This is a genomic window from Marinobacter sp. F4218 (genome assembly GCF_019443085.1).
Lineage (GTDB): Bacteria > Pseudomonadota > Gammaproteobacteria > Pseudomonadales > Oleiphilaceae > Marinobacter > Marinobacter albus.
The window spans coordinates 1,804,682-1,817,201 of the sequence record NZ_JAHZIL010000003.1 but is presented as its reverse complement, the minus strand read 5'-3'; the positions used below and the strand labels follow the sequence as shown (position 1 = coordinate 1,817,201).

At 65.0% G+C, this 12,520-nt stretch carries 8 protein-coding genes; 3 read left to right on the top strand and 5 right to left on the bottom strand.

Annotated elements, in window-relative coordinates; all coding sequences use genetic code 11:
- The first annotated feature begins 53 nt into the window (after positions 1-53).
- Positions 54-1,337, top strand: a complete 1,284-nt coding sequence (locus K0B93_RS12305) for a sensor domain-containing diguanylate cyclase (protein ID WP_219867487.1) — start codon at positions 54-56, stop codon at positions 1,335-1,337.
- A 74-nt stretch (positions 1,338-1,411) separates the two neighbouring features.
- A complete protein-coding gene (locus K0B93_RS12300; RefSeq protein ID WP_219867486.1) occupies positions 1,412-1,783 on the top strand; it encodes a VOC family protein in 372 nt (123 codons plus the stop codon).
- A gap of 55 nt (positions 1,784-1,838) precedes the next feature.
- Here the strand turns inward: K0B93_RS12300 and K0B93_RS12295 are convergent, their stop codons facing one another.
- The 3 genes from K0B93_RS12295 to ptsP are packed head-to-tail and all read right to left on the bottom strand — an operon-like array spanning position 1,839 to position 7,398.
- Positions 1,839-3,596, bottom strand: a complete 1,758-nt coding sequence (locus K0B93_RS12295; RefSeq protein ID WP_219867485.1) for a PTS fructose-like transporter subunit IIB — start codon at positions 3,594-3,596, stop codon at positions 1,839-1,841.
- Positions 3,593-4,567 carry a 1-phosphofructokinase gene (pfkB, locus tag K0B93_RS12290; protein WP_219867484.1) on the bottom strand — a complete coding sequence of 325 codons (975 nt, stop codon included), beginning with the start codon at positions 4,565-4,567 and terminating at the stop codon, positions 3,593-3,595. Before pfkB ends, K0B93_RS12295 begins: the two co-directional genes overlap by 4 nt.
- A complete protein-coding gene (gene ptsP / locus K0B93_RS12285) occupies positions 4,567-7,398 on the bottom strand; it encodes a phosphoenolpyruvate--protein phosphotransferase (RefSeq protein WP_219867483.1) in 2,832 nt (943 codons plus the stop codon). Before ptsP ends, pfkB begins: the two co-directional genes overlap by 1 nt.
- Positions 7,399-7,529: 131 nt before the next feature.
- Here ptsP and cra point away from each other — a divergent pair, with 131 nt between their 5' ends.
- A complete protein-coding gene (gene cra / locus K0B93_RS12280; protein WP_219867482.1) occupies positions 7,530-8,561 on the top strand; it encodes a catabolite repressor/activator in 1,032 nt (343 codons plus the stop codon).
- Here the strand turns inward: cra and K0B93_RS12275 are convergent.
- Positions 8,488-10,764 carry a helicase C-terminal domain-containing protein gene (locus tag K0B93_RS12275; protein ID WP_219867481.1) on the bottom strand — a complete coding sequence of 759 codons (2,277 nt, stop codon included), beginning with the start codon at positions 10,762-10,764 and terminating at the stop codon, positions 8,488-8,490. The genes cra and K0B93_RS12275 overlap by 74 nt on opposite strands.
- Entirely contained in the window at positions 10,761-12,467 is a 1,707-nt protein-coding gene (locus K0B93_RS12270) for a VRR-NUC domain-containing protein (protein ID WP_219867480.1), read from the bottom strand. Before K0B93_RS12270 ends, K0B93_RS12275 begins: the two co-directional genes overlap by 4 nt.
- Positions 12,468-12,520 lie beyond the last annotated feature (53 nt).

The following is a 12,520-nucleotide window of genomic DNA, read 5'->3' as shown; positions in this document are numbered from 1 at the left end:
GCCGCCGCATGTGCTTAACTAGCTAGGCAAGCACCCATGAGGTAGAGGAACCCATGCAGCTATCCGCGGAAACCCGATTGAAAGCCATCCTGGAAGGCACCGGAGCAGGTACCTGGGAGTTCAATCTGGACACTGGGGAGATCATCTTCAACGACCGCTGGGCTTCCATGCTGGGTTACACCCTCGACGAGCTGTCACCGGTCTCCTTCCAGACCTGGGAACGGCTGTGTCATGCCGACGATGTTCAGGCCGCCCACCAGGCCTTGGCCCGGTATCTTAATGGCGAGGATCCGCTGTACGAGTGTGTGGTCCGGATGATGCACCGGAGCGGCGAATGGCGGTACATCCATACCCGGGGCACCCTGCTTACCGACCACGACGATCTCGGTGGCCGATGGCTGATGGGTACCCATCTGGATGTGACCGATGAGAAGGTCAGTCAACACCAGCTCCAGAAACTGGCCGAATCGCTGCCGGGCGTCATTTACACCTTCGTGATGGAACCGGATGGCAGTTTTCACTTCCCGTACCTGAGCCAGAAGACCGAGGACTTCTATGGCGTTTCCGCGGAAGACGCCAGGGCCAATCCCAACCTGATGTTCGACCCGATCCACCCGGACGATCTGCCACGGCTTCAGGCATCCATCGGCGAGTCCGCCCAAACCCTGTGTCAGTGGGTGTGCGACTTCCGTATCGTGCAAGGTGACCGGATACGCTGGCTTCGAGGGGTGTCGCGACCGGAGCGGGATATCGATGGCAGCATTACCTGGCACGGCGTGATCACGGACATCGACGACCGCAAACTTCTGGAGCTGGAACTGGAACAGCTATCCATTACCGACGAACTCACCGGCCTGTACAACCGCCGGTACATGCTCCGGAAACTGGAAGAACTGGCCGCCGAGACCGAGCGCTACGGCCACACTTTCTCGCTTGTCTCCCTGGATATCGATTTCTTCAAGGCCATCAACGATTCCTGGGGCCATCCCATGGGCGACAGCGTGCTTCAGACAATTGCCCAACTGATCGAATCCCGCACCCGGAAGGCCGACATCGTGGCCCGGACCGGAGGCGAGGAATTCATCGTGCTGATGCCCAACACCACCCTGGGCGATGCCCGGCATGTGGCGGAAGCCCTCCGGACCGGCATGGAATCCCTGGCGTTCGTCAGTGACGAGGGGGAGTCCTTCAGTGTTACCCTCAGTGCCGGTGTGGTCAGCTGGTCGACCAACGTTCCGTCCGTGCGCGACCTGCTGGCGATGTGCGACCAGTCGCTGTACCAGGCCAAGCGGGCCGGACGGAACCGGGTGGTGGTCAGCGGTGCCGAAGACAAATGAACCACACCCATTGATCCCGGCAGGAAACTGCCCGTATTTATGCCAGAACCCCAACCTCAAACGGAGCAAGCACTATGATCGGATACGTCACCATCGGTGTCAGTGATATGAACAAGGCGAAGGCATTCTACTCGGACCTGCTCGCCGACCTGGACGCCAGAGTCCTGCTGGACATGGGCCGGATTGCCTTCATCGGCAAGAGCATGGGCACCCCCATGCTGGCGGTGTGCGAGCCCTTCAACAAAGAGCCCAATCACCCCGGCAACGGCAACATGGTGGCGATCAATCCCGGTTCCAAAGAGGCCGTGGATGCCCATTACCGCAAGGCCATTGAACTCGGAGCCAGCTGCGACGGTGAGCCGGGGCAGCGGATTCCCGATCAGTTTTACGGGGCCTACGTGAAGGATCCGGACGGCAACAAGCTGGCGTTCTTCCACTTCGGGTAACGCAAAAGGCCCTCTGTCGAGGGCCATTTGCCATTACCGGTTACCCGGGGCCACCTCAGGTGACCGCCGGCACCACCTCGGCCTTGCCCACCTTGACCAGGGCGTAGCCAAAACCAATCACCAGTGATCCGACCGCAATCGCGATGAGGTAGGGCAGCACGGCGCTGACCGCGTGGGGAATCGCCAGCACAAACAGGCCGCCATGTGGCGCCATCAGCTTGACCGAAAACAGCATGGACAGCGCGCCGGTGATTGCACCGCCCACCATGCACACCGGAATCACCCGTAAGGGGTCCTTGGCCATGAACGGAATGGCGCCCTCCGAAATAAAACACAGGCCCAGCACGAACGAGGCGCGGCCGGCCTGACGCTCGGCCTCGGCAAACTTCCGGCGGGCAACGAAGGACGCCACCCCCATACCGATCGCCGGCACCATGCCTGCCGCCATGATCGCCGCCATGGGCGCCGAGCCACCGCTGCCTTCGGACAGCAAGCCAACCCCGAAGGTGTAGGCAGCCTTGTTCACCGGCCCACCCAGGTCGAAACACATCATGGCACCGAGGATCCCGCCCAGCAGGATGGCGTTGGTGGTACCCATGCTCTCCAGGAACCCGGTCAACGCCCCCATGATTGCGGCCATGGGTTCTCCGATCACGTAAATCATGCCCAGGCCGGTCACCAGGCTGGCGAACAGGGGAATGATCAGGATCGGCTTCAGCGACTCCACACTTTCGGGTAATGGCAATTTCTGGCTGATGAAACGCGCGACGTAACCGGCCAGGAAACCGGCCACAATCCCGCCAAGAAAGCCGGCCCCCAGTTCCCCGGCCAGGAACCCTCCGATCATTCCGGGCGCCAGACCGGGGCGGTCGGCAATGGACCAGGCAATGTACCCGGCCAGTAACGGAATCATCAGCTTGAAGGCGGTACCGCCGCCAATCTGCATCAGGGCCGCCGCCAGTGTGCCCTGCTCCTGAAACGCCTCGATGCCAAAAACAAACGACAGGGCAATCAGGAGACCACCGGCCACCACCATGGGCAACATGAACGACACCCCGGTCAGCAAGTGCTTGTACGGACCCCGGTTCTCACCACCGGCGCTGGCCGCCTTTTGCTGGCCAACGTCCAGGAGCGTCGCATCGGCCAGGGCCTGACGCACCGTGTCCGCCGGCTTTTTCAGGGCTGCTCCGGTTGAGGTCCGCCAGACCCGCTTGCCGGCAAAACGGCCAGGGTCCACCTCAATGTCACAGGCCAGGATAACCACATCGGCCGCGGCAATCTCCTGCTCGGTCAGCGGGTCCTGGGCCCCCACGGAGCCCTGGGTTTCCACCCGGATACAATGACCGGCCGCTTCGGCCGCGGCCGTCAGTGCCTCTGCTGCCATGAACGTGTGGGCCACGCCGGTCGGGCAGGCGGTCACCGCGACAATGTTTCGGACTCCAGGGGCGGGGCCGTCGCTGCCGCCATCAGTTCCGGATACCACGGGCGCGTCATCCGGCGACCACGGGCTGGCCTGCTGTTCGGCGGCATCAAGCACGGCGGCCGGATCCGGCAAGGCCGCGGTAACGGGAATCTGGTACAGGGGTTTCCCGGCATAGGCGTCCAGCCCAACCGGGACGCCCAGCGCGGCGATCACCAGATCGGCCGCGGCAATCGCCGAGTCCCCGGGGGGATTCGGCGACTGGCCACCGGGACCCCGGACATCGGTGGTGACCTGCCAGCCGCGCTGGTGGGCGGCCCGTTCCAGGGTCCGGGCCGCCAGGAAACAGGTGGCGAACCCCTGAGGGCAGGAAGTCACAATAATCAGGTTCATAACGGCATCTCCCCATGGTTGTTATCCCCGGGCCAGGGGTACACCCGGGTGTTGTCGAGCAAGGTGGTGAAATCAGGCGCCGCCGGATCGCCCACACCTGCATGGCGCACGCACTCGGCGGACAGGGCGGTGGCAAACTGCAGGCGCTGGGTCGGGTTGCGCTGCTCTCCAGGCAGCAACTGGCCGTGAAGCATGCCGGCCAGCAGGGTGTCGCCGGCGCAGACGGTGCTCAGTACGGAGACCGGCGGCGGCAGGGAGCGGTAACGGCCCTCGGGCCCGAACCAGAGCACCCCGTCCGGGCCCAGGGAGACAATCACCTGCGTTATGCCCTGAGCCTGAAGCCGGGCCGCCACGTCAGCGACCTCACGGCGGGACGTCAGCGCGCAACCGGCCCAGGCCGACAGTTCCTCGAGGTTGGGCTTGATGGCGTCAGGCGTCGCCGCCAGACCATGGACAAGAGCCTCCCCGCTGGTATCGAGCCAAACCGGCTTGCCCGCCTGCCGGACCATGGTGACCAGCTCCGCCACCGCCGACGGAGGCATGTTGGCCGGAAGGCTTCCGCCAATCACAATGACATCATGCTCCGGGATCAGGGGCGCCAGCCGGAACTCCAGGCACTTCAGGGCATCGGCGGGTATCTGGAACCCGGCTCCGTTGAGGTCGGTGACCCGGCCACCCTGTTCGGCGATCTTGATGTTGATGCGATTCTCGCCCGGAATCCGGACGAAACTGTCGTCCAGTCCGGCATCCGCAAACAGCCGCTCAAACGGCGCAGCATTGTCCTCACCCAGCAATCCGGTCACAGTAACCCGGTGGCCCAGGCGTGCCAGCACGCGGGCCACATTGAGCCCCTTGCCGGCGGCATCCAGGCTGGTGGCGGTGGTCCGGTTCACCTGGCCGGGCGTCAGGGTCTGAAGGTCCGCGTTCAGATCGAGTGCAGGGTTCAGGGTAATGGTCATTATCCGGGCCATCAGAACGACTCCAGGGCATCGCGAACCTCGGCAGCAGAGGCCTTGGTCAATGCCAGTTCTGCCTGGGCCCGGGCCTCGTCCAGGGTGAGCTCGCGAATACAGGCCTTGACCAGGGGTACCCGGCGGCTGGTCACCGACAGTTCATCCACTGCCAGACCAACCAGAACCGGAATCGCCTGGGGATCCGAGGCCAACTCGCCACAGACGCCGACCCAGCGCTGGTGGGCGTGGGCGGCCTCCACCGTCATCTGGATCAATCGCAGCACCGCCGGATGCAGGGCATCGGATTCGGCGGAGAGCTGGCCATGCCCGCGGTCAATGGCCAGGGTGTATTGGGTCAGGTCGTTGGTGCCGATGGAGAAGAAGTCCACTTCCGGCGCCAGGGTTCCGGCCAGCAGGGCGCAGGACGGCACTTCAATCATCACGCCCACCTGCACATCCGCGGCAGCCACTTCCGCCTGCACCCGCTTCACAATCTCCCGGGCGGCCCGGAACTCTTCCAGATCCTTCACCATGGGAAACATGATGCGCAGCGGCCGGTCCCCGGCAGCCGTCAACAGGGCCCGGACCTGAGTTTCCAGGATTTCCGGCCGGGTCAGCGATAACCGGATACCCCGCAGGCCCAGAAACGGGTTGTCCTCCTGGGGCAGGGGCCAGTAGTCCAACGGCTTGTCGCCACCCACGTCCAGGGTGCGGGCCACCAGGGGCAGACCGTTCAGGGCATCGAAGGCGTGCCGGTACTCCCGGACCTGGGTGTCGAGATCCGGCGCCTCCGGATGCGCCATGAAAATGAACTCGGTCCGCAACAGGCCGATGCCATCGGCACCTCGTTCCACGGCATCCGGGGTATGGGCCGTATTACCCAGGTTGGCGCACACTTCGATGGAGTGCCCGTCCCGGGTCGTGGCCGGCCGATGACGGTGGTCGTAGGCGGCGGCCTGAAGGGATTCCAACTGATCGATGCGCCGGAGGACCCGTTCCCGGCGTTCACTGCCCGGATTCGGCACTAGGCAGCCACGCTCGCCGTCCACCACCAGTTCGGCGCCCTCGGCGATCGCCAGCACCGCCTCGCCGGCACCCACCACGGCGGGCAGACCCAGCGCCCGGGCCAGAATCGCGCTGTGGGAGGTGGCACCACCACGGGCCGTCACCAGCCCCCGGACCCGGGAAGTATCCAGCCGGGCGACATCGGACGGACCGAGATCTTCGGCCACCAGCACATAGGGGGTGTCCGGCGGCGTCGGCATGGCCACACCGCAGAGATTGGCCAGCACCCGGCGCCCAACATCCCGCAGGTCCGCCGCGCGCTCGGCCAGCAGCCGATCGGCCAGGGCCTCCTGGCCCTTCGCTGCAGTGTCGATGGCCCGCCACCAGCCGGCTTCGGCCGAGGCGCCCTCGTTGATCGCTTCCAGGGTGGCCTGGTACAGGTCCTCGTCCTGCAGCATTTCCACGTGCACAGACAGTATGGGTGCCGCCTCGCCCCCTTCCGCCTGACGGATCAGGGTCCGGAGCTGGCCATCCGATTCGTCGATGGCACGGTTCAGGCGCTGAATCTCGGCTTCGGCATCCGCAGCGGTTTCCAGGTACGTCAGTCGGGGCTGACGCATCACGAACGCCGGAGCCAGGGCAAGTCCTGGCGATGCCGCAACAGCCTTGAGAGGTTCGTCGTCCACCAGCGGCTCAGGGTCGGTTGCACCGGCCTCGGCCGGGTTCGGGGCACCCTCACGCAGGGGCGAAACCTGTTCACCAAGGCCTTCGGAGATGGCCCGGGTCAATGCCGTCACCGCCTGTTGCGCTTCATCGCCGGTGGCCGACAGCACCAGGGTCTGGCCACGGCGGGCCCCCAAGCCAATGACCCGGGTCAGGCTGGTGGCCGAGACGGCACTGCCATCGCCTTCCCGCAGACGCACCCGGATACTGGCGTTGTGACGACGGGCCTCCTGAACCAGCTGTTTTGCCGGCCGCGCATGCAGGCCGTGGGTGTTCAGCAGGGTGACGTTGGCGGTGACCGCATCCGACGCTTCGCCGGAAAGTCGTGCCAGCAGGGCATCAATGCCCAGGCCATCAATGCCGCCATCGCCCGCCAGGAAGTTATCCATGCGCTCCAGAAGTTCGTGGCACTCGTCACCCGGACCGGCCAGACAGAATACGCCCTGGAGCTCCGGCCCCGGTTTTTTTGGCGTCGCCAGCGACAGCGCCGGACGGTGGGCCCCCAGAGTATGATGGACCAACCAGAAGCCCCGCCCCAGGGCCACCGGCGGCTGGGTTATGATCTCGGTCAGAAAATCGGCGTCGATACAGCGCAATCGCTGGAGCCGGGCCGCCGCCGCCAGCGCCAGCTCCTGCGCCGTCGTGGCCTCGATACCCAGGCACAGGGTATCGCCGTCGCACTTGGCCACCACCGGCGGTTTGGAGAGCAGCGCCACCAGTTCACCGGCATTCCCGGCTTGCGCCAGCTTTTCCGCCAGCCCCGGCTTATCCAACACCCGGGTCAGATGACGAAGGATATCCAGATGCTCGTCGGACTGGGCCGCGATTGCCACCAGGACATGCACCCGGGCGCCGTCGTGCCAGGTGACCCCGTCGGGGAACTGAAGAATCCGGATGCCGGTCTCCAGGACCGCCTCCCGACTTTCCGGCGTGCCGTGGGGAATGGCGATGCCGTTGCCCAGCACGGTGGACGACTGCTGTTCACGGGCGTTCATGCCAGCCAGGTAAGCGGAAGAGGTTCGGCCGGCCGTTTCCAGGTCCCGGCCAGCCTGGGTCAGGGCATCCTGCCAGTCACTGGCGGTAGCCCCGAGTCGTATGTCGTTGGCGGTCAGCGTCAGCATGGGTGTTTGCCTCGCTTTGTTGTTGTGGTGTTCCGTGGTTTATAGTTGCTGAATCGTGTCAGCATGCTTAAAATCGATGATGGATCAGATATGCTCAGAAATCAAGCAATCCTTGAACAGGGAAGCAACCCATGACACTCGCTGAACTTGCCCGGCTGGCCGGGGTGTCGAGAACCACCGCCAGCTATGTCATGAACGGTCAGGGCGTGGCCCGGCGCATCAAACCGGACACCATTGACAAGGTCCTGGCCATTGCCCGCGCCCACCATTTCCAGGTGGATGCCCAGGCGGCGGCCCTGCGCGGTGGCGCCAGCAAAACCCTCGGTTTTATTCTGCCGGACCTGGAGAACACCAGTTACGCCCGGCTGGCCAAGCTGCTGGAACAGCGCGCCCGGAGCCACGGCTACCAGCTGCTGATCGCCGGTTCCGATGACGACCCGGCAACGGAAAAATCCCTGGCCCGGGCCCTGAAGGCGCGACGCTGTGATGCCCTGATCGTGGCAAGCGCGCTTGGCGCGGACGATCCCTTCTATCCGGAACTGCAAGCCAATGGCCTGCCGGTGGTGGCGGTTGACCGGGCCCAGTCGCCGGGCGTCATCCGCTGTGTGGTCAGTGACAACCAGAGCGCGGCGGACACCCTGACCCGGTCGGTTCTGGGCGACGACACAGGCACCGTGGCCTGGCTGGATGCGGTGCCGGAAATCGCCATGACCCGGGAGCGCCGGGCCGGATTCGAGGCGGCGGCACGCCGGGCCGGCTGTCACGTGCTGGTGCAAAGTGGTGCCCGCTACGATCGCGAGACCGGCGCCACCCTGATGCGGGCGCTGCTGACCGAGACCGGGTTGCCGGATGCCCTGGTCACGGCCTCCTACACGCTGTTGCAGGGGGTGCTGGATGTGCTGCTGGAACAGCCCGGCGGCTTGCCCGGGAACTTGAAACTCGCCACCTTCGGCGATGACCGTCTGCTGGACTTCCTGCCGGTGCCGGTCAATTCCATGCCGCAGAACCACGAAGCAATCGCCGCCGCCGCGCTCGATCAGGCGCTGGCCGCGATTGACGCCCCCGAAGGGCCGGCACAGCTGGTGACCATCAACCGGTCGTTGAAGGAACGCTCGGCGCCTCAAACCACCAGCCGGGGAGCAGATTCCGCACCGGTGGCTTGAGGAACCGGTCGTCGATCAGCCAGATCACACCCTCGTCCTCCGGTGTACGGATCACCCGGCCCGCCGCCTGGGCCACTTTCTGCAACCCGGGGATCAGGTAGGTGTAGTCGTAGCCGGCACCAAAGCGCTCCTCCAGTCGGTCCTTGAGAATCTCATGCCAGGCATCAAACGGGGGCAGGCCTAGGGTGGCGACAAAAGCCCCGATCAACTGGTTCCCGGGCAAATCAATGCCTTCGCTGAATACCCCTCCCAGAACCGCAAACGCGACGCTGCCAGTGCCTTCCCGGAACTCCGCCAGAAACTCAACGCGTTGTTGTGGGCTCATGCCCGGCTTCTGAGACCGTTGCGGCACCTCCGGTGCCTCCCGGGCAAGCACCTCGCTTACCTCGTTCAGGTATTTGAAACTGCTGAAGAACGCCAGATAGTGACCCGGTCGCTGCCGGAACTGCTGGGCAATGAGTTCGGCAATGGGTTGGGCCGAGGCGTGCCGGTGCGCCTGTCGGGTACTGATCCGCGGGGTAAAATGCACCTGTAGTTGATTAGCGGTGAACGGGCTGGGCAGCGAGGTAAACCGACTGTCCTCGGGCAGGCCCAACAGGTCCCGGTAATAGACCCCGGGGCTGAGGGTCGCCGAAAACAGCAGTACCGAACGGGCGGCCGCAAACCGCTCGCGCAGGAAATCCGCCGGCACCAGGTTCTGAATGGTCACGCTGGCCCGGCCCCGGCCGGTGCGCCGGAACTCGCACAGGGAATGATCGCCAAAAGAATCCGCCAGTTTCATGAACGCCACCGATTCGAACAGCAGTTCCTGCAGCGCCAGGTCCGGCGGGTTGTCGGCCAGAAAGTCGGTCAATGCCGAGACCAGCCCGAGCAGACTGCCGGCCAGCGCCAACGGCAGGCTGTCGAGGAACACCGGCGTGTCGCCTCCCTCCCCATGGTCCCGGATAACGCCTTGCCAGGCCCTGGCCGTCCGGTCCAGGTGCGGTTTCAGGACCCTTGGCGCGGTTTTCCGAATCCGCAGCAGGCGCTGCTGGTCCAGGCGCACCGAGTACATACCCCGGGCCCGGTCCACCAGATTGTGGGCCTCATCCAGCAGCACGGCCGCCTGCCACTGGTTCTGGCGGATCAGGCCATGGAGCAGGGCAGACTGGTCGAACATCCGGTTAACGTCGCCCACCACCACATCGCTCCAGCGTGCCATCTCCTGCGCCAGGAAGTAGGGACAGATGCCATGCCCGGCAGCGATTCGCGCCAACGCCTCCCGGGTCAGGGTGGCGCCGGTCTGAACCGCTTCCGCCCGGGCGTCCGGCAGGCGATCGAAGAACCCCTTCGCGAGAGGGCAGGAATCACCGTGGCAGGCCTTGTCCGGATGCTCACAGGCGTCGTCCTTGGACACCAGTTCGAGGGTCCGCAACGGCCAGTGTCCCGGGTTTTCCTGAGCCACCCGCAGGCGCTCGATGGCATCGACCGCCAGCTGCCGGGCGGTGTTGCGACAGGTGAGGTAGTACAGCCGATCCTGGCCTGCACTTGCCATCGCCATCAGTGACGGAAACAGGGTCCCCAGGGTTTTGCCCAGGCCGGTGGGCGCTTCCAGCAACAGTGTGCCGGCGTTCATGGCATTCTTATAGACGGTTTCGGCCAACCGGCGCTGGCGCGGCCGGAAATCCGGAAACGGAAACCGCAGGCCGGAGAGGCGTGCGTCCCGCAGTTCCCGATGATGCTCCTCCTGCTCCGCCCAGGCCCGGAACTGAGCACACAGGGCTTCCAGTTCCTGCCAGAGTTGCACCGCTGTGGCGGTTTCAGTCACCGGCGTCTCCTTGTCCTTGCCGGTGTCGTAATACACCAGGGTCAGTTCCAGTTTCTTCAGATTCTCCTGACGACAGAGCAACGCACCGTAGGCCCGTAACTGGGCCCGGTGCAGTCCCCGCTGGTGTTCCCGGATGCGGGACAGATCGCCCCGGTGGGTCTTGATCTCTTCCAGCCGGCCGCGATGCGGATGATAGCCGTCGGCTCGCCCGGAAAGCTGTAACCCCAGACACTCCCCGGTAAGTAAGTATTCGCTTTTATAGCCATACCCACGTCGGGCCTGGATCGCCTGGTGACCGGCAATGCCCTCGTCGGAACTGGGTGCCGGGGTGTAGCGAAAGTCCAGGTCACCGTGGCGGGCGGCAAACTCACACAGGGTACGAACCGCAACCTTCACCCGCACTCTCCATCGGATTGCCAGCGCACGTAACAGACGCTGGCTGCAATGTCGTTACTGGCGAAAAATGCCAGCCACCGAAGCTGGTGGTCCTGTAACCGATCCCCCGGGCCTTTGACCTCAATCATCCGGTAACGACGGCCGGCATCCGGTGCATCGGGAAAAAACTGGATCAGGTCCGGGAACCCGCTGCGGTGTTCCCGGATGTTCAGCAGCAGGCGCTCGAACAACACGCGAAGATCCCGGGCGGGAATGCAGTCCAGGGCCAGGGTCAGCAGTTCCTCGGTCAGTACCGGCCAGATCACGAACGGGTTGGCAACCCCCTGCTTATCCGCAAAGTTGTCCCGGATGACCCGGCGATAGCCACCGTCTTCCAGCAGTGCAAAGCATCGGTCGAACGACGACTGGCGGCGGGCGACGAAATCCTCCCGGGTGAGGTCCGCCGGGCCGACATGAAACGGATGGAAAAACGCCCCGGGGATGGCCTGGAAGATGGTTTGCCAGCACAAAAGGCCGAATAGTCCGTTGATCAGGGTGTTCTCCACGTAGAACGCCGGCGCGTCCTCCCGGCTCAGGTCGTCCCGCGCCGCCATTTCCACCGAGCCGGACGACGGCGGTACCAGGGTGCGGGTGAACTCCTGTATCGGTGGTGCCGGGGTGACCCGGGGAATTGTCGCTCCCATCCGGGACGCTAGCCGCTTCAGGATTCGGCCCAGGCCCTGGGCCTCGGCGTCGCTCAATTCCCCGGTCTGCCAGTCCCGGGCCAGGTCCCAGGCTTCGTCGAAGCGCTTCATGCGTTCGAGCAGCCGCAACCGTTTCAGCCGGGCTTCACGATGGCCGCTGGAGGCGAGCGCCTCGAGGGCGAGATCCCGGTCACCCTGGCGTTCGGCCTGTCGGCCCAGCTCCAACAGCAACCGGTCCCGGCGGCTGGTCAGCCAGGGATTGTCCGACGCAGCGGGCACATCGGCCCAGACTGCGTCGGCCGGAACGCCCTCGTCCAGCCGTTGTCGGCAGTCGTGCATCGCCAGGTAGCAGTCCACATCCTCGCGCCGGTGGAACGCCCGGGAGTCCGGCGCCAGGGACACCTGTTCGTAGCGTTGGTGCCCGAGTTCCACCAGCACGAAATCGGACCAGCTCTGGCGCAGGTTGCCAAAGAACATCAGTCGCGTGCGGTCGAACAGGGCCATGTGCCGAACCCGGACCACCGGTGCCCGGTCGTGGCCCAGCCACTCCGCCACCGGCAGGACGCCGGCAAAGTCCGGTTGCACCGCCTCGCGCAGCCGGGCCTTGGGCAGGGTTTTCGGCAGTCCCAGGCGCGCCAGCTCGTCGGCAAAGACCGGCCTCAGTTCCGCCAGGGTATAGAGCCGGAACAGGTCATCCAGGCCCAGCCTCGGCTCGCTCTCCAGCCAGCACCGGTCGGCCAGTTCTGCCAGGGCCTCGGCTTCGGGTACGGTCAGCTCTGGGTACCGCAGTTTGTCGGCTCGAAACAGCTCACCGGCGCGCATCACCATCCGGGTGAGCAGTGCCCGTGCGGACCGGGACAGGTCGAAAAAGCCAATCAGGCGGGCGTATTCGGTCGTCAGCAACAGGTCACGGTGGTGGGTGGTGACCCAGCGCAGGACGGTTTCCATGTTTTCCAGGTAGTACAGGGGGTTCTCAAGATCCGCGGTCTGGGGCCGTGAGTCCTGGGGCTGTGTGCTCATAGGGGATCTGGGCGACCTTGACGCTGAGGGTTAACCGGCCCCCAACTCTACGA

Coding starts and splice junctions, on each gene's coding strand:
- K0B93_RS12305 (WP_219867487.1), top strand. CDS start 54: ATGCAGCTATCCGCGGAAACCCGATTGAAAGCCATCCTGGAAGGCACC.
- K0B93_RS12300 (WP_219867486.1), top strand. CDS start 1,412: ATGATCGGATACGTCACCATCGGTGTCAGTGATATGAACAAGGCGAAG.
- K0B93_RS12295 (WP_219867485.1), bottom strand. CDS start 3,596: ATGAACCTGATTATTGTGACTTCCTGCCCTCAGGGGTTCGCCACCTGT.
- pfkB (WP_219867484.1), bottom strand. CDS start 4,567: ATGGCCCGGATAATGACCATTACCCTGAACCCTGCACTCGATCTGAAC.
- ptsP (WP_219867483.1), bottom strand. CDS start 7,398: ATGCTGACGCTGACCGCCAACGACATACGACTCGGGGCTACCGCCAGT.
- cra (WP_219867482.1), top strand. CDS start 7,530: ATGACACTCGCTGAACTTGCCCGGCTGGCCGGGGTGTCGAGAACCACC.
- K0B93_RS12270 (WP_219867480.1), bottom strand. CDS start 12,467: ATGAGCACACAGCCCCAGGACTCACGGCCCCAGACCGCGGATCTTGAG.